General features: G+C 64.1%; 10 protein-coding genes. 3 read left to right on the top strand and 7 right to left on the bottom strand.

Translation table 11 applies throughout. The features are described from left to right. The first annotated feature begins 134 nt into the window (after nucleotides 1-134). Nucleotides 135-1,124 (top strand): GGDEF domain-containing protein, encoded by a 990-nt coding sequence (locus tag ACNFHO_RS09065; protein WP_416766021.1) that lies wholly within the window; start codon nucleotides 135-137, stop codon nucleotides 1,122-1,124. 10 nt (nucleotides 1,125-1,134) lie between these two features. Here the strand turns inward: ACNFHO_RS09065 and ACNFHO_RS09070 are convergent, their stop codons facing one another. Beyond that, nucleotides 1,135-2,460, bottom strand: a complete 1,326-nt coding sequence (locus ACNFHO_RS09070) for a response regulator (protein ID WP_063542186.1) — start codon at nucleotides 2,458-2,460, stop codon at nucleotides 1,135-1,137. Between the two features lie 245 nt (nucleotides 2,461-2,705). Between ACNFHO_RS09070 and ACNFHO_RS09075 the strand changes: the two genes are divergently transcribed. Next, complete coding sequence (locus ACNFHO_RS09075) at nucleotides 2,706-7,457, top strand: dermonecrotic toxin domain-containing protein (RefSeq protein ID WP_416766023.1); 4,752 nt, start codon at nucleotides 2,706-2,708, stop codon at nucleotides 7,455-7,457. A 67-nt stretch (nucleotides 7,458-7,524) separates the two neighbouring features. On the opposite strand, the gene gabT is transcribed toward ACNFHO_RS09075, so the two are convergent. From gabT to ACNFHO_RS09095, 4 genes are all read right to left on the bottom strand, one after another. Next, nucleotides 7,525-8,802 (bottom strand): 4-aminobutyrate--2-oxoglutarate transaminase, encoded by a 1,278-nt coding sequence (gabT, locus tag ACNFHO_RS09080; protein ID WP_063542182.1) that lies wholly within the window; start codon nucleotides 8,800-8,802, stop codon nucleotides 7,525-7,527. Between the two features lie 179 nt (nucleotides 8,803-8,981). Next, nucleotides 8,982-10,424 carry an NADP-dependent succinate-semialdehyde dehydrogenase gene (gabD, locus tag ACNFHO_RS09085; RefSeq protein ID WP_054891643.1) on the bottom strand — a complete coding sequence of 481 codons (1,443 nt, stop codon included), beginning with the start codon at nucleotides 10,422-10,424 and terminating at the stop codon, nucleotides 8,982-8,984. Nucleotides 10,425-10,756: 332 nt separating this feature from the next. After that, entirely contained in the window at nucleotides 10,757-12,433 is a 1,677-nt protein-coding gene (locus ACNFHO_RS09090) for an aryl-sulfate sulfotransferase (protein WP_416766026.1), read from the bottom strand. Nucleotides 12,434-12,450: 17 nt separating this feature from the next. Next, nucleotides 12,451-14,790 (bottom strand): TonB-dependent receptor, encoded by a 2,340-nt coding sequence (locus ACNFHO_RS09095; protein ID WP_416766027.1) that lies wholly within the window; start codon nucleotides 14,788-14,790, stop codon nucleotides 12,451-12,453. A gap of 192 nt (nucleotides 14,791-14,982) precedes the next feature. Between ACNFHO_RS09095 and ACNFHO_RS09100 the strand changes: the two genes are divergently transcribed. Then, on the top strand, nucleotides 14,983-15,897 hold the full coding sequence (locus ACNFHO_RS09100; protein WP_063542176.1) for a LysR family transcriptional regulator: 915 nt from the start codon (nucleotides 14,983-14,985) through the stop codon (nucleotides 15,895-15,897). Nucleotides 15,898-15,983: 86 nt separating this feature from the next. On the opposite strand, the gene ACNFHO_RS09105 is transcribed toward ACNFHO_RS09100, so the two are convergent. After that, on the bottom strand, nucleotides 15,984-16,889 hold the full coding sequence (locus tag ACNFHO_RS09105) for a TauD/TfdA dioxygenase family protein (protein ID WP_054891639.1): 906 nt from the start codon (nucleotides 16,887-16,889) through the stop codon (nucleotides 15,984-15,986). A gap of 21 nt (nucleotides 16,890-16,910) precedes the next feature. Then, a complete protein-coding gene (locus ACNFHO_RS09110) occupies nucleotides 16,911-17,951 on the bottom strand; it encodes an ABC transporter substrate-binding protein (RefSeq protein WP_416766029.1) in 1,041 nt (346 codons plus the stop codon). Nucleotides 17,952-18,202: the final 251 nt, after the last annotated feature.

Raw genomic sequence — 18,202 nt, forward strand, 5'->3', positions numbered from 1 at the left:
TTGATCGGCATGCCCCGTCCAAGGGCATGCCGACCGGAACTTCACCCCCCTGCTCGACTCAAAATCGGCATATCGCCCGCGTGGCGGGCCGAGTCGTGGCCGCACGCACATTCGTCGAGATCCGATCCGTGCACATGGCCAAAGAACGTCACCCCTCGATCCAGGCCGGTCCGCCCCGCCCCGAAGCTGCCCAGACCCTGCTCGCCCTGCTGCATGCCCAGGGTGAAGTGGCGCGCCTGAGCGAGCGCGAGCAGCTCTACAGCTCGCTGCTCGACAGCGTCAACGCCGTGCTCTGGGCCTTCGACTGGGAAACCCGCCAGGTGCTGTACGTCAGCCCCGCCTACGAGCGTATTTTTGGCCGCCCGGCCAGCCTGGTGATGGCCGACTACAACGAGTGGCGCGACGCAATCCACCCCGACGACCTCGACTACGCCGAGCGCAGCCTGGCCCAGGTACTGCTCCAGGGCACCGTCGAGAACCGCGAATACCGCATCATCAACGGCGCAGGCGAAGTGCGCTGGCTCAGCGACAAGTGCTACATCAACCAGCAGCGCGAAGGCGAGCGGGTGATCATCGTCGGCATTGCCGAGGACATCACCGAGAAGAAACAGCTCGAAGGCGAATTGCAGCGCCTTGCCACCACCGACGTCCTGACCCAGAGCAGCAATCGTCGGCACTTCTTCGAATGTGCCCAGCAAGCCTTCGACCGCGCCCGCGAAGACGGCACGCCAATGGCATTCCTGCTCCTGGACATCGACGACTTCAAGCACATCAACGACAGCTACGGGCATCCGGAAGGCGACCAGGTGCTACAGCGCATCGCCGACAGCGGCAAGGCAGTGCTGCGTCGGGGCGATCTGTTCGGCCGTATTGGCGGCGAGGAATTCGCGGCGGTATTCCCAGGCTGCACGGCACAGGTCGCCGAGCAGATCGCCGAGCGCTTGCAGCGAGAAATCCAGCGCCTGAGCTTCACCTACGGCCAGCAGACCTACGGCGTGACCGTGAGCCAGGGGCTGACCGAGCTGAGCGATCAGGACACCGACCTGGACAACCTGTTCGGTCGCGCCGACGCGGCGATGTACCAGGCCAAGCGCCAGGGCAAGAACCAGATCGTGCGCGGGTGAGCGGTAGCGCTCACGGTTTTTCCGTGGCGCTGTCTTCGTCGGTGTTCGGGGCCTGAGGCATCTCTTCCACAACCTCAGCTTCAACGGTCGCGGCTTCGACCTCAGGCGTTGTGATCACCGCCGGCGGCGCGGGTGGCTCGCGCAGGCGGTTGAGCTCAGGCAGGCCGAGCTTGAGCAGGCGTGCGGTCTTGCTGCTGGCGATCTTCTCGTTGCCCTGGGTCGGCAGCGCCCGCGACAACTGGCCGGCCAGGTTCATCGCCAGAATCTCTCGCGAATACACGCCACCACCTAGCTGATAGATCGCAGCGATCAGCTCGCGCAGGTTCAGCGGCAGGCGCCAGCGGGTGCGCAGGGCCGAACCGAATGGCGCGCCAAACTCATTGAGCGACAACTGCACCTGGTCTTCGTCCAGCTCGCCACCGGCCAGACGCCACTCCTGCAGGGTACGCAACACGGCCAGGTCACCCAGGCAATGCAGCAGGCCCGCGCAGTAGCAGCGCTCCTGGTCCAGCTCGAGCATGCGTGCCAAGGTACGCGCGAATTCGGCGGTATGCAGCGAGATGTTCCAGAAGCGCGCGGCATGCTGCGCCAGCAGCGGGTCGCTCAAGCGTGCGCTGCGCTTCAGCGTGAGGCCCAGGATCAGGTTCATGCTCTGGGTGCTGCCCAGCTTGTTCAGCGCCTGCAGCAGGGTCTGCACCGGCGCATCGCTATGCATGGCGGCACTGTTGGCCGCGGCGATGAGCACCCCGGTGATCTGCGGGTCATTGCGCACTTCCTCTTCCAGCACACGCAGGTTCAGGCCCTGCGGGTTGAGGGCGCGCTTGATCGCCACCTGTACATCGGCAAACAGCGGGCCGCCATCGGCAGTAGCGCGGCGCTGCTCGAGGTAGGCCGGCAGGCTGGCACCCGGCTGAAGGGGCGGCACCGGGCAGGCGATCTGCTCGCCGACTTCGAGCAACAGGTTTTCCAGGCGTTTGCGCAGGTTGTCCAGGTTCAGCGGTTTGCTCAGGTAGGCGGTGGGATGCAGCGGCAGCGCTTCTTTCACACTGGCGCTGTCGGTGCGTTCGCTCATGAGGATGAACGGCAGCCCAGGCTTGTCGCTCTTGGCGCGCACCTTGCGCAACAGGTCGAGGCCATCGACACCGGACAGCTCTCGGGCGGCGATGATCAGGTCGGGCTTGCTCGACAGCGCCGTCAGGGCCTGGGAGCCATCGGCGCAGACTTCCAGACGGGCATCGCAGCGCACGCTGAGCAGCATCTCGCGAAGCATGTCGCGCACCCAGGGATCGCTCTCGGCGATCAGCACGCGGGGTGGGAGGGGGTCTGCAGCGCTCATGGGCAACTCCTGAATAATCCTGACACGCAGTCCATCGCCGCTTCCAAATACGTCCATCGGTTAACCATAGCGCCACCTGCCGCGAATTGGCATAAAAAAACCCGCGATGGCATGCAGTTCACAGTTTGTTCATCTTCGTCGCAGCATCCGTGCATGCATTAACTACCACCTCGCCCAGCGCCCGCCCGGCTCTAGTGATGCCCCCATCACAAAGCCGTACAACACGCACGGCCAGCGAGGAGCTCATGACGCTCAACCTTTCATCCGTCACCCAACACGCCCTTTCGACCCTGCGCACCCGCATCGACCAACGCCTTGAAGAGCACCCCTCGCTTGAGCGCATAGGGCTCGCCAATCTGGACCAGGCACTGACAGACGCAGAAGCTGCGAGCATCGAGCTGACGATCAGGAGCACCCTGCACGCCTACTGGGAGTCGCTCGAAAAGCCCGCCATGACGAGGCGCCAGTGTCACATCGAAGATATCGAGGCCACGCTGCGCCAATTGCTCGATGTCCAGATCGCCGCCGGCAGGATCCACCCGATCTATGCCACCTGCCTGCCCGCTTCGCTCGATCAGAATGACCTGACCATCAGCACCCTGAGCCTCAAGCTCGAGGCAAGCCGCACAGCCACACTGCATGGCTGCCTGATGTTCAACCTGGACAGCGGCCCGACCCTCGTGTGGCTGGCAGGCCGGCAATGGGCCGCCTTCGCCACGCGCGACCTGGCACTCGCAGCGCTGACCGCGCTGATGAACCAGCCGGTGGCCAGGGCCAGCATCACCGATACCCTGCCCCGCACGCAGCGCCTCGCAATGACCCGGGCATCGGCAGTGCAAACCTACGAACAGCGCCACTGGGTGATCAGGCCCGCACCGCGCAAGGCCTTTGCCGAGCTGCATCGACAACTGCGCAGCCTGCAACTGCACGATATCAAGCACGCCTCGCAGGCCGGGCTGGCGCCTGGTGAATCCCGTTCCGGGCGCGTCGAGGATGCCCTGCGCCTGCCACTTGCCCTCGGGCCTGGCAGCGCGCTCGACGCCACCCTCGGCGAAGCGCTCAAGACGCCGCCCAAAGCGCCCGACTGGCTGCGATACGCGCCTGAGGACCAGGCCAATCAATGCCTGAAGGCACTCCAGGAATACGACCACGCGCGTGCCGCCATGCTCAGTGCGCTGGGCGGCTGCGACAGCATCGAAAGCTTCGCCGCGACCCATCTGCGCAGCAGTATCGCCAACGACCTGGGCCTGGATCTGGACCCCGAGCAGATCATGCTCGTGACCAAGCGTACGCTGCCCGAAACCGCCGCCCCCTACGAGATCCGGCGCAGCCTTGTGCACCTGGCGTTGCAGGGCCTGCACGACGGCGACGACCAACCGGCGTCGGAATTCATCACCGCCACGCGCTTCGAGCAACAAGACCGGCCACTGCCTGAGGCGTACGCCACACTCACGCCCGCTTATGTTTGCAAGCTGATCGAAACACTGGCGCTGCACGGCAAGTTCGCCCCCGCTCAGAGAGCCGCACACAAGCAAGAAAGCAGCAGGTCGCTGATGAACGCCGCGCTCTTGCAGCAGATCGCGGCCCAAGCCTGGTGCGCACGCCTGCAAGGCCAGATCAAGCCCGAGGACCAGCAGACGCTGGCAACCTTCGCGGCCGGAAGCGGCACGGGCTACGACAGGTTGTCCAGTGCCAACCTGCTCCTGGCCGACCAGTACCTGCTCAGCGACGCGCTGCTGGTGCGCCAGGAGGACGCCGAGGGCGCCCTGCAACGCCTGCTGCTCTGCTGCCCGCATCATCCGCACAAGCCGGTGCTGGGTTTCGACAGCGAACGGCAGTTGCTCGTCGAGGTGGTGGGCTGGTTCGCAGAAGCGGACACGCGGGCCTACCTGCTGCAGAACGTGATAGCCCAGCAGCGCACCTCGTTCGCCGCCCTGATCACTCAGATCGCCAACAAGCCATTCCCGCAAACACAGCAACAGCCAGCCAGCACCGAGACGCAGGTCTGGGACACCTGGTACCTGGATATCTACGGGCAGTCTCAGCAGATCCCTACTCCGGAAAAGCTCTACGAGCAGTTCTTGACACTGGTGCGCTTCACTGGCCAGGAGGGGGTCAAAGCCCTGACCCAGAACCGCATCGAGGTTGCCGAGGCCAACACAGCCGCGCGCGCGCCCGCCTGGTTGCTGGCGGCCAGTGCCTCCCAGCGTGGCCAGCTGACACGCCTGGAAGACCAGATCCAGGCTGCAGAGCAGCAGTATGCCAAGGCCAAGCATGCGCAACTGCCGGATTTCGAGGCGTATGTCCACGCCCAGGCCCAGGACAAACTCAAGCAGTTGCTCGGCAACAACGACGACAGCATCGATCCGGACAGCGTGATCATCAAGTCACCCAGGGAGACCCTTACCTACACCCAATTGCTGCGCAACGGCTATGACGACAGCCTGGGCCTGTTCACGGCCACAGCCGATACCACGGCAACCCTCGAAGGCCCCGACGGGGTTGATCTTTCGGCGTTGACGCCGCAGTCGGTCACAGGCTCCGTACGCGGTCAGTGGGTATCCGACCGCTACGTCAGCCTGATCGAGGAGACCCTGCTCTCCCCCAGACACACCGGCTACGCCTGGCGTCGTCGGCAGAGCGTGTTGATCGTACAACTGCAGATGCAACTGGCGGCGCTGCGCAGCCTCCTGCAAGGGCATCTGGATGCCGACCAGTACGCTTGGGTGCTGGCGAGCATCCAGAGCATGCACCAGACTGCCGACACCCAGCGCAAGCGTCATGCGTTCTACCGATTGGTAGTGCGTATCGACAACGAGTTCCTGGCCGACGAGCCGGCAATCGGCAAGTTGTTCAACGCGCTCTACCGGATCATGGACAAGACCCCGCCCTACCGCGAAGAAATCATCCACGGTTGCTACCTGCTCAAGTCGCCGGAAGGGCAACCCTCGCAGACGTTGCTCTACACTCCCGCGGCTGCAGACGGCATCGACTTTCGGCCCTTCAGCAGCTTCGTCCAGTCGCTCGCCACCCCAGGGATGATCGACTACTACAAGGACCGCAGTCGCAGGCAAGCCGGGCAACTGCTGGCCTTCCTGTTCAAGGACCTGCGCGAGGGCGGGGCGAGCCCGGTGCCAAGCGTGCCCGAAGCCCCCACGGACGACCTGCGCATCCTGTGCTACGACGATGGGCTGCGCCAGCGCATCGTCGATGTGCGCGATGTCACCAAGGGTCGCGCCGATATGATCGCGAGCATCGTCTGGAACACGCTGGAAACGGTGGCCCAGATCGTGACGCTGCCCTTCCCGCCCGCTGCCTTCACAGTGGGCGCCGCACTTGCCCTGCGCGACTATGTCGGCGCACTGAGCGCATTCATCAATCGCGATGCCGGCACCGCGAGCCTGTACCTGTTGTCTTCGCTGCTCAACGGCGCAGGCGCCTATGGTGACCTGGCGCACGGCATGAAAGGTTTTGGCAGCCTGCTGCGCAATGCCGAGCGGCTGCCCAGCCAACCACGGCGCTGGGCAGACACGAAAGCGGCAGTGCTCGGTCTCACCGAGCGTGAGCTCAAGCCCGTCGAGCTGAAGGGCCAGTCGGTACTGCTCGGCTCCCCTTCTACCCAGGGGTTGGCGCGGATCGCCAGACGTAACGCGGGCGGTGAACTGATCGACACCGGACGTTACGCCAGGCAGGACAAACTGGGCGACTGGACCCCGGTGGAGCACGCGGAAAACGCTGTAGTTCAGCCAGCCCCCGACAAGCACGCCGTCGCCATCTCGCTGGAAGGTGGCACACCGGCCAGTGGCACACACGCGCAAGGCATCACCCTGGTCAATGGCCGCCCCTACGTGCAGATCGACGACCAGGTGTTCCAGGTGCAATTCGATGCGCATACCGCGCAATGGTCGATCATCGACCCGGACAATCCCTTCGCCTTCTTCGGACGCCAGCCATTGGCGCGCCAGGCGGACGGTACCTGGAAGCGCGTCGACAGTCGTGGGTTGCGGGGAGGGAATCCTGGCGATAACAACCTGGTACCCCCGCCTGAAACCTTGACTCCACCTGTGGCGAGTGGCGACAACGTCGTGAGCCTGCCCAGCGATCGCTCGAGCTTCTGGGATACCCACATGAAAGAGGACGCGGCACAAAGCGAACTGCTCTCGAACCAGGCCCAGGCCCGCCATCGCGCGCTGCTGGACGATACCGACATCGCCCGCCTGGAAGATGGCGAAGATGCGCACATGGATGAACTTGACTTCGAGTGCCTGCAAACCGACGAAGGGATTACCTACACCTACAAGGAAGACGAAGACTACGTAAACCGCCTCATCGGCAACTACACGGATGAAAGCTCGCAAATCAACAGCTACCTGCGCCGCGGGGTGCATGAGTTCCCGTTCTGCGACTCGGACACGTTCGTCGACAAGCTGGTGGACTCGCTGGAAACCCTGCCCAAGAGCAACACGGTCGCTCTCTACCGCGGAGGCAACGGAACGAGAAGCACATCGGGCGCGCACTTTCGCAGCGGAAAACTCAAGAAGGGCGATGTGCTGGTGAACTCGGACCTGACATCCTTTACCGAAAACCCCTACGTGGTGCGCACTTTTGCCAGCGATGAGCTCTCCTCACCGGACATCGTGAAGGGCACGTTCGACGACACATCGGTGGTTTTCGAGATACCCGCGGGCCAATACCAGAGCGGGGTGCCCATAGCACCCCTGTCATGGACAAAAACAGAGGCGGAAACCCTGTTCCCGCCAGGGTGCCGTTTCGAGATCGAAGACATCGGCGAGGTCGTGGGTGACGACTTCCGCTTCGTCAATGTGAAGCTCAAGGAGATCCCGAGCACAGCGCCCGTGGTGCACCCGGTATACGATTTGCGCACTGGCAACCCGTTCAAGCGCGACGAGTACGCCGCCATGCTCAAGAACGACGCCCTGGTCGAACGCTTCTTCCCTGCTGCCGACTGGACACCTCCCAGCCCTTCGAGCACCTGATCCTCAGGTTGAAAAAAAACGCCCAGGCAATGCCTGGGCGTTTTTTATCGGCTACGCGGATCGGCGATCAAGCCAGTTCAGCGAAGCACTCTTCGATGATGGCCAGGCCTTTGTCCAGCAGGGCGTCTTCGGCGGTCAGCGGAACCAGGATCCGCAGGACGTTGCCGTAGGTGCCGCAGGACAGCAGGATCAGACCCTTGTCACGGGCCTTGGCGACCACTTGGGCCACGGCGGCAGCGTTCGGGGTGTGGGTGCCCTTCTCGAACACTTCCACGGCGATCATCGAACCCAGACCACGGACGTCACCGATGATCGAGTGCTTCTTCTGGATTTCACGCAGGCCGGCGGTCAGGCGCTCGCCAACGGCCTTGCTGCGGTCCAGCAGTTTCTCTTCCTCGAACACCTGGATGACGGCCAGGGCCGCGGCGCAGGCGATCGGCGAACCGGCGTAGGTGCCACCCAGGCCGCCTGGGGCGATGGCGTCCATGTATTCGGCCTTGCCGCACACACCGGCCAGCGGGAAGCCGCCAGCGATGGACTTGGCGAAGGTGGTCAGGTCAGGCGCGACGCCCATCTGCTCCATGGCGAAGAAGGTGCCGGTACGGCCAGCGCCGGTCTGCACTTCGTCGGCGATCAGCAGGATGCCGTGCTGGTCGCACAGGGCGCGCAGGCGCTGCATCAGCTCTTTCGGCGCTGGCAGGAAACCGCCTTCGCCTTGTACTGGCTCGAGGATGATCGCAGCGATGTCGCGTGGCTCGGCGTCGTTCTTGAAGATGCGCTCGACCGACGCGATGGCGTCATCGACGCTCACGCCGTGCAGCTCGCTCGGGAACAGGGCACGGAACACGCCGCCTGGCATCAGGCCCATGCCTGCGGAGTACGGCACGACCTTGCCGGTCAGGCCCAGGGTCATCATGGTACGACCGTGGTAGCCACCGGTGAAGGCGATCACACCGGCACGGCCAGTGGCGGCACGGGCGATCTTCACGGCGTTTTCAACGGCTTCGGAGCCGGTGGAAACCAGCAGGGTCTTCTTGTCGAAGTTACCCGGAACCAGCTTGTTGATCTTTTCGCACAGCTCGACATAAGGCTCGTAGGCCAGCACCTGGAAGCAGGTGTGGCTGACCTTGGTCAGCTGCTCTTGAACGGCAGCGACCACTTTCGGGTGCAGGTGGCCGGTGTTCAGTACTGCGATGCCGCCGGCGAAGTCGATCAGTTCGCGGCCTTCAACGTCGATCACCGTGGAGTTCTTCGCCGACTCGACGAAGATCGGGTGGATCTGGCCGACGCCACGTGGGACGGCGGCGACACGGCGTTGCATCAAGGATTCGTTGGTCTTGCTCATAATGCCCTCATTCGCGCCGACTCTGACGGCGCTGTTATTCGGGGGTGGCTGGGTGTGCCTGCGAACAGTATTCGTTGATCGACTGTCACCGGCGCCCTGGCCACCAGGTACTGCATGTCAAAAAAACCAGCGAGACGTCGCTCTCGCGCCCCGCTGGCAGAGGTAAAGCCCTTAGCGCATCAGACGCTGATGCACAGGTATTTGATTTCGAGGTAGTCCTCGATGCCGTACTTGGAACCTTCGCGGCCCAGGCCCGAGGCCTTGATACCGCCGAACGGCGCGACTTCGTTGGAGATCAGGCCGGTGTTGATACCGACCATGCCGTATTCCAGGGCCTCGGCGACGCGGAACACGCGGCTCATGTCGCGGGCATAGAAGTACGAAGCCAGGCCGAACTCGGTGTCGTTGGACATGGCGATGACTTCGGCCTCGTCCTTGAAGCGGAACAGCGGCGCCAGCGGGCCGAAGGTCTCTTCCTTGGCGACGGCGGCAGTCTTCGGTACGTCGACCAGGATGGTCGGCTCGAAGAAGTTGCCTTCGATCAGCTTGCCGCCGGACAGCACCTTGGCGCCCTTGGAGACGGCGTCCTCGATGTGCTCCTGGACCTTGGCGACCGCCTTGTTGTCGATCAGCGGGCCAGTGGTGGTGCCTTCTTCCAGGCCGTTACCGATCTTCAGCTTGCCAACGGCAGCCTTGAGCTTCTCGGCGAACGCGTCGTAGACACCGTCCTGCACATAGATTCGGTTGGCGCAGACGCAGGTCTGGCCGTTGTTGCGGTACTTAGAGATGATCGCGCCCTCGACCGCCTTGTCCAGGTCGGCGTCGTCGAACACGATGAACGGAGCATTGCCGCCCAGCTCCAGGGAAACCTTCTTGATGTCCTTGGCGCATTCTTCCATCAGCTGGCGACCGATTTCGGTCGAGCCGGTGAAGGACAGTTTGCGTACCAGGGAGTTGCCAGTCAGCTCGCCGCCGACTTCACCGGCGCTGCCGGTAACAACGCTCAGCACGCCAGCCGGGATACCGGCGCGGGTGGCCAGCTCGACCAGGGCCAGGGCGGAGTATGGGGTCTGCGAAGCAGGCTTGAGCACCATGGTGCAGCCAGCGGCCAGGGCCGGGCCGGCTTTACGGGTGATCATCGCCGCCGGGAAGTTCCACGGGGTGATGGCCGCGGTGACACCGATCGGCTGCTTGATGACGATCAGGCGCTTGTCTGGCTGGTGACCTGGGATGGTGTCGCCGTAGACGCGCTTGGCTTCCTCGGCGAACCACTCGATGAAGGAGGCGGCATAGGCGATTTCGCCCTTGGCTTCGGCCAGCGGCTTGCCCTGCTCGGTGGTCATCAGGCGAGCCAGGTCGTCCTGGTTCTCGATCATCAGCTCGAACCAGCGGCGCAGCTTGTTCGAACGCTCCTTGGCGGTCAGGGCACGCCAGGCCGGCAGGGCCTTGTCGGCGGCTTCGATGGCGCGACGGGTTTCCGCAGCCCCCATCTTCGGCACGGTACCGATGACTTCGCCGGTGGCCGGGTTGGTCACCTTGATGGTCTGACCGCTGTCCGCATCCAGCCATTCACCGTTGATGAAGGCTTGCTGGCGGAACAACTGAGCGTCTTTGAGCTGCATGTCGGCTTCCCTTGACCGCGCCGCGCTGGCACGGAACGTCTTGTTGATTGTTGAAAGGCGCCCCTGGTGGGGCTGCCGTCAGGAATTCTGGCACCCAAACGAGCCAAGTGTTCAATATTGGGTAGCGAGCGTTTGAAATCTCAAACGAATGCTAAGCGGGTGCTGGGGTGTTGGACAATAGGCTGTTCGAAAAAAAGAACGAATGGTCTTTAGACAGCGCTGGCCCTATCGCGGGACAAGCCCACTCCCACAGGTTGTGGGAGCGGGCTTGTCCCGCGATAGGGCCAGCAAAGGTTAGACGATCGAGCTGACGAAAATGTGATGCCGCTTTATCAGAAGGCCTTGTCCAGCTCGATCACCAAAGCCCGATACCCCACACTCCCCGGCTGACGGCTGTGCACCTTCAACTCCACCAACACCTCCTGGGTCCCCCGGCGCACCTCATTGAGCACAGTAGTGGTGAGCTTCTCCGGCGTCAGGTAGCCCACCGAGGCGGAATAGATGAACTGGGTATCGGTCTCCGAACGGTAGGCCACCACCGAAGTGATCGGACTATACCACTCGTCACCTCGCTCCTTGCCGTACTCCCACACCTGCTCGACCGTGCCCTTGGCCTCATCGATCCGGTATTCCACTGCGCGGCTGTAGTTGCCGCTGAGCTTGGTCGGGGCGAAATCGCGGCCCCAGCCGTTGTCGAACACGGTCAGCGTACCCTTGCCGGTGAGCCAGGCGGTGTGCTGCGTCCACGACCAGTCGAAGCCATCGCCGCCAACTGGCGTCAGCACCTTGGCCTTCAGCCGCACGGGCCAGCCCTGGGGCGAGGCGAGGATCCACTTCACCTGCTTGTCACGCCCGATCTTCACCACCCCTTGATGACGCGCTGAAACGATGATGCTGTCGTCATCGGCGTCGTAGTCGATGGCATTGACGTGCGCCCAGTTGCGCCCGGTGCCGACGCCGGGAGTGTCGCCGAACGGCAGGTCGCCTTCGGCCAGCTCGTTGGCCAGGCGCTCGTCCTGCTTGTGCACGCCCGCCGGCAAGTGGATCGCCGCCTTGCCGAGGGTTTCCAGCAGGTCGCCGCGGTAGGGGTCGAGGATCTGGTTGAGGTCCCAGAAGTCCAGGACATCCCCCGCCTCGTCAACCTCGATGATGTGGTCGCGGATCGAGCGCACGCGCTTGCCGTCCGGACGCCGGTAGTCGCTGGTGCCCACCCGCAGCAGGTAGGTGCCCTGTGCCGTTTCGCGGATCTCGTGGGAGAAGTCGGCGAACTTGTCCGGCAGGTTGCGCTGCCAGACACGCCGCCCCAGCAGGTCGAACTTGGAGTAGGTCTGGCCCTGGCCCCAGATCAGCTTGCCGTCGCGGGTCTGCTGGAAGCCCATGGTCCCCCCCAGGCCATCGCGGCGGTTGGAGTCGTGGATCTGCTCGATATCCAGGTACCAGCGCACATCGCCATTGCTGTCGGCGATCCAGTTGTTGCCGACCTGATCCCACTCGGCAGCACCGCCCAGGCCGTTCCACTTGAAGGCACGGCCACCGGGGATCTCGCCCAGCAGGTGGTTGAACAGGTAGAGACGTTTCTCGAAGCCCGGCGCCACCTTGATCGGTTCGACCAGCGGCAGCGCCGCCGTCTGTTTCGCCACGACCGGCAGGCGCACGGCCGGGGCGTAGATTTCATAACGCTCACGCACGCGCTCGCCGTCGAGCTTGTAGCTGACCTCGACCTGGTTGACGTGGTCCGGGTAGAGCCCGAACACCGGGATACCGCCGTAAGTCCACAGCGAGCGGTCGGAAACGTCATAGGCGATGTCCACACCCCGCTCGCCACGGCCCAGCACACGCACATGGGCGTTACTGATGGTGCGCCCGCCGTCGCGGATGATCGCGGTCAGCGGCGCCAGGCGGTAAGGGTTGACGACGATGTCCCCGAGCAGCGCCTGGTCGTCGGTGGGCACTTTGGCGGTGATGCAGGCGCCCTCGGGCAGTGCGGGGGTTTCGGTCTTGGCGTTCATGGCAAAGCTCCTTGTCCTCAGAAGTCGTAGCGGGCGGTGGCGCCCACGGTGCGCGGCGTGCCGAGCACGCCGGCATAGCCGCCGTTGGCGGAATTCCACAGGCTGGTGAAATAGGTCTTGTCGCCGGCGTTCTTCACCCACAGCGACAGGTCGAGCACGCCGTCGCCCTGGTCCAGGCGCACGCCGGTGGAGAGGTTGACGATGGCGTAGCTGGGGATCTGGCCGTAGTCCGAGTCGTCGATGGTGCCCACTGCGCGAGAGCGGAAGGCGTAGCTGGCGGTGACATAGGGCTCGATGCGCTCGGCCAGTTGCCACTTGTACTGGGCGTTGAGGTTGGCGATGTACTTGGAGGCACCGACCACCTGGTGGCCGGACAGGTCGCAAGTCGCGGCGGCGTTGACCAGGCTGACCTCCGGCGGGCACGGGGCGTCCTTGTACTCGGTGTAGCGCACGTCGTTCCACGAGCCGTTGAAGTTCAAGGTCAGGCCGCGCAATGGCACGGCCGTGGCCTCGAATTCGAAACCACGCGAGCGCACGCTGCCGGCGTTGGCCAGGTACTGCACGCGATTGACCTGGTCGTAGACGTTGGCCTGGTAGCCATGTACTTGCGCCCAGAACAGGTTGGCATTGAGTTGCAGGCGGTTGTCGAGCAGCGTGCTCTTGACCCCGAGCTCGGCGTTGTTGATCCGCTCGGTGCCGACCTGCAGCGAGTCGGTGCCCAGGCGCGGGGCGGCGCCGACGGTCAGGTTCACGCCACCCGACTTTTCGCCGTGCGAAAGGCTGGCGTAGCCAAGCACCTCGTCGTTGAAGCGGTAACTCAGGCTCAGCAGCCCCGACGGCGCGAAACTGTACTGGCTGAGGTCGCCCGAATCGTAGGCCCCGACCCGGCCCTGGCGTGCTGTCGCTGCTGCACCGGTGACCGCGGCACCGCCAAAGGGATCGTCGCGGGTCACCCAGGCATTCTTCTCTTCATAGGTGCCGCGCACGCCTGCGGTGAAGTCCAGGCGCTCGGTCAGGTGCCAGGTGCCTTGGGCGAACAACGCATAGCTGTCGGTATTGATGTGGCCGTTGCCGAGGGTGGTGACGTTGGCCAAGGCACCGGCCGGGGTGGCGTTCCAGATGTCGGCCTGGGGGCCGTAATAGGTGAACGACTTGTTGTCCAGGTCCTGCTTGAAGTAGTAGGCCCCCAGCACGTAGTCGAAGAAGCCGCCGGTGGGCGAGGCCAGGCGCAGTTCCTGCGAGTACTGCTTGTCGCGCACCGACACGCCCGCGTTGTAGGCGGCGGGCACGTTGAGGCCGTCGTCGTTGCGTGGCGTGAAATCCCACCAGCGGTAGGCGGTGATCGAGGTCAGGGTGAAGTCGTTGGGCAGCGTCCAGTTGGCCTCGACCGAAGTGCCGCCCTGGAACACCTTGACCATCTGGTCGGCATCGAAGTTGACCTTGCGCTTCTTGCCCGACACCAAGGTAGCGCCAGCCTGGCTGGCCAGGCTTTCGTAGCGGTTGACGCCGTTGATGGTCGGGCCGGTGCTGTAGAGGCTGAGGATGCCGTTGTTGGAGTCCTCTTCGTTGTACTCGCCGATCCAGCGCAGGTTGAAGGTATCGCTGGGCTTGAACAGTAGTTGGGTGCGAAAACCCTGGCGCTTGCCACCGTTGAGATCGTCGCCGTTGTAGAGGTTCTTCACATAGCCGTCGTCCTCGGTGCGATAAGCGCTGATGCGCCCGGCGAGGGTGTCGGTGATCGGGCCGGAGAAACTGCCTTGCGTTTGCCAGTAGCCGTCCTCGCCCAACGACGATTGCACGCTGCCCTCGCGCTGGAAGGTCGGCTTGCGTGTGGTGATGTTGAGTACCCCGGCCGTGGTGTTCTTGCCGAACAGCGTGCCCTGCGGGCCACGCAGCACTTCGAGCTGCTCGACGTCGAGCAGATCGAACACGGCCATGCCGGGGCGCCCCAGATAGACGTTGTCCAGATACACCCCGACGCTGCCTTCGAGGCCATCGCTGGCCGGGTTGTTGCCCAGGCCGCGGATCGAGATGCTCGACTGGCGCGCATGGACGTAGGCGACATTGGTGCTGGGCACCAGCTGCTGCAGGTCCTGCACTCGGTAGATACGCTGGGTTTCCAGAGTTTCGCTGCCCAGCACGCTGATGGGCGTGGGCACGCTCTGCGAGGTTTCCTCGCGGCGCCGGGCATTGACCGTGACGGTGCCAAGCTTGGCGTCCTGTTCGACGGTGGGCGCAGCGTCGGCAGGCGCCGGCTCGGCGAGGACATGACCGGCGGTCGCCAACAGCACACCAGCGGCCAGGGGTTGCAGGGTGAACAGCGACGCACGCGTCGGCCAACGGAAAACTCGCGACATGCAGATGCTCCTTGAGGCATGGGCCCTGGCGAGCATTTCCGTTGACGGAACCGAATCGCAGTCAGAGGGGCTTATATTCTTTTAAGAGATATAAATATTTGCATTTCATATTTTGTGGAATAAGTAACTGCATTTATAAGGTTCACAACCCTTGTCAGCAATTGCATTTCACCGAAAGTTTTCATGTAGAAAATGCATATCGATCTCCGTCAGCTTCGCCACTTCATCGCCCTGGTCGAGCACCGCAGCTTCGTCGCCGCCGCCGCGGCCGTGAACCTGTCGCAATCGGCCTTCAGCCGCAGCATCCAGACGCTGGAGCACAACGTCGGCTGTCGCCTGGTCGACCGCGCCAGCAAGGAGCTGGCACCGACCCGCCAGGGCCAGTTGGTACTGGAGCATTCGCGGCGCCTGGTGCATGGCGCGCACAACCTGGTCAACGAGATCAACCAGTTCAATGGCGCGACGACCGGCATGGTGCGCTTCGGTTCGGGGCCGGCGCCTGCCGGTGGGCTGGTGCCGCGCGCGGTGGCGCGCTTCGTGACCGAGTTTCCGGCGGCGCGCACCTGCTTCCAGGTGGATAACTGGCAGGCGTTGAACCGCAGGCTGATGGCCGAGGAGATCGAGTTCTTCGTCGCCGACACCCGTCAGTTCGAAGCCGACCCGGACTACCGGGTGCACAAACTCACGCCGCAACGCTGGTACTTCTGTTGCCGCGCCGGGCATCCGCTGACCGAGCGCAACGAGGTGCGCGCGCGTGACCTGTTCGACTACCCGATGGCCACCACCTTGCGCCCGCCGAACATCCGCAAGGTGCTCAGCGAGATGAGCGGCCGCCAGGACTTCCTGCCCAACGTGGAGTGCGAGCATGGCTATGCGCTGCTCAACGTGGTGATGCAGTCAGACACCATCGGCATCGCCTGCCGGGGCAACTTGCGGCCTTATCAGGACGAAGAGCGGCTGGTGGCGCTGGAACTGGTGGACCTGACGGCGGAACAGGAAGAGGCTTGCCATACCCGCTACGGCATCGTCAGCCGGGTGGGCTATGGGTTGTCCCCATTGGCGCAGGGGTTGGTGCGGCAGTTGATTGCTTGTGACGGGGAAGGTTAGGGATCGGTCGTGGACTTTTCGCGGGCAAGCGCGATCCCACAGGGAGCGGACTTGCCCGCGAAGAAGCCGACACACCCGCTACAGGATCACCCCTTGCGTGTGGTCCGACTCAACTGACCATCCACCCCCACCGGCACTTCACCGGCCAGGGTCACCCGCCGCACGATCCGCGGCTGGGTGCCGTAATCGTCCACCGCATAGTGCTGCGTCGCGCGGTTATCCCAGATCGCCACGTCCCCCGCCTGCCAGCGCCAGCGCACGGTGTTCTCCAGACGCGTCACATGCCCCTGCAGCAAGTTGAACAGGTGGTTCGAATCCGCCTGTGAATAGCCCTTGATGCGCTTGACGAAGTGCCCCAGCTGCAGCACCCGTTCACCGCTGATCGGGTGCACGCGCACCAGCGGATGCTCGGTCTCGTACACGGTCGAGGTGAACACCTTGCGATAGCGCTCCAGCCGCTCGGGGTCCACATCCGGCTTGGCGCCGGCATAGTCGTACTCGTTGCTGTGCACGGCCCAGAGCTTGTCGGCCAGCTCGCGCAGTGGTTCAGGCAGCTCTTGATAGGCGCTCGCGGTGTTGGCCCAGACCGTGTCGCCACCGGAGGCTGGCGCCACCACGCTGCGCAGGATCGACGCCTTGGGGTAGGCGTCGACGAAGGTCACGTCGGTGTGCCAGGAGTTGGCGCGCTGGCCCTCGGCACCGTCGAGCTGCAACAGGTAGCGGGTGCCATCGACCACCGGCACGGTGGGGTGGGCGATCGGCTCGCCGAGCCGCTTGGCGAAAGCTTCCTGGCCCTGGTCGTCGAGGTGGGTCTGGTTACGGAAGAAGATCACCTTGTACCGCACCAGCGCCGCCTGGAGGGCGTCGACGGTGGCAGTGTCCAGATCAGCGGACAGCTTCAGGTTGCGGATTTCGGCACCGATGCGGCCGGCGACCGGATGGATATCGAGTTCCAGGGCTTGTGGCGCGGCGGCCAATGCGGCGTTGCTCATGTCGTGCTCCTTACGATGGATTCAGCGGGCGGCCTGGACGGCCTGTTCCTGTTGCAGGGCGGTATCGATGAAACGGGGGTCGATCCAGTCGGATACCTGGAAACTGCGGCGAATCAGGCGCTCCTTGGCGGCCAGGTCGACGCCCTGCTGCAGCAGGCCGACGAATTCGCCATCCAGGCGCGGATCGAAATAGTGGGCGAGATTTTCCTGGGCCAGGTCGTCACTGAGCACGCTGCGCGGCCAGTTGGCGGTGCTCGACACCAGATCCAGGTACGCCTCACGGTTGCGCTCGTCACGCAGCCAGTTCACCGCCTGCTGCTGGGTGCTGACCAGGCGCTGGACCAGGTCCGGGTGCTGGCGGATGAACTCGCCCGTGCCTACCAGTACCGACTGGGTGCTGCCAGCGCCTTTGAGGTCGCGCGAGTTGACCGGCAGCTCGACCAGCCCGCGGTCACGCAGCGACAGCAGGTTCGACAGGCCCCAGGTGGCGTCGATCTGCTTGGCGGCGAGCGCCGCGTTGGACGCGTTGAAGTCCAGGTTGATGACTTTCAGGTCGCGCTCCGAGAGCCCCTGGCTGGCCAGGGCACTGGCAAACGACAGCTGGTTGGCGGTGCCACGGAACACCGCCACGCGCTTGCCCTTCAGATCCGCCAGGCTGCGGATGCCGGAGCCCGGCACCACCCCCAGGTAGCTCCTCACCCCACGCACCCCGGCCGCCAGCACATGGGTGTCCAGGCCGCTGGACTTGCCGATGATCGCGGCCAGGTCGCCCAGGTAGGCGAAGTCTGCCTGGCCGTTGGCCAGAGCTTCGTTGACTGCAGGCCCGGCACCCTTGAAGAAGCGCCAGTCGATGCGGATGCCGTCCTGGGCGAAGGCTTTTTCCAGCAGTTGCTGATCACGTAGCACATCGACCACGCCCCCGGCGCTGGGTTTGCTGCCAGCGCTCAGGTCAGGCACGGCGATACGGATGACCTCGGGCCTGGTGCTGTCAGCGGCCTGAGCGGTCAGCGGCAGGACGCTGCACAGTGCGGCGAGCAATAGGTGGCGGAACGGGGTTTTCATGGCGTGGCTCCTTGGCAGGCTGCCGCCGGCGATGACCGGCGCGTTGGCCAAACGCTAGGCCGCCCCGCTTAGAACCGGCAAAGACCGAAAACTCATGCTCAAGTAACCGAAAGCTATAAATGAGCAAAGACGCGGCTCTGCGCCCGGCTTGCGCAGGACGCATCGCAAATATGAGCAAAACGCAATGTCCGGGGGCTTCCCGATGCACAGGATGCATGCTCTTATTTCTTTGATATTGGCATTGAATATTT

The sequence above is a fragment of the Pseudomonas sp. NY15374 genome (assembly GCF_048068255.1).
Taxonomy (GTDB): Bacteria; Pseudomonadota; Gammaproteobacteria; order Pseudomonadales; family Pseudomonadaceae; genus Aquipseudomonas; species Aquipseudomonas machongensis.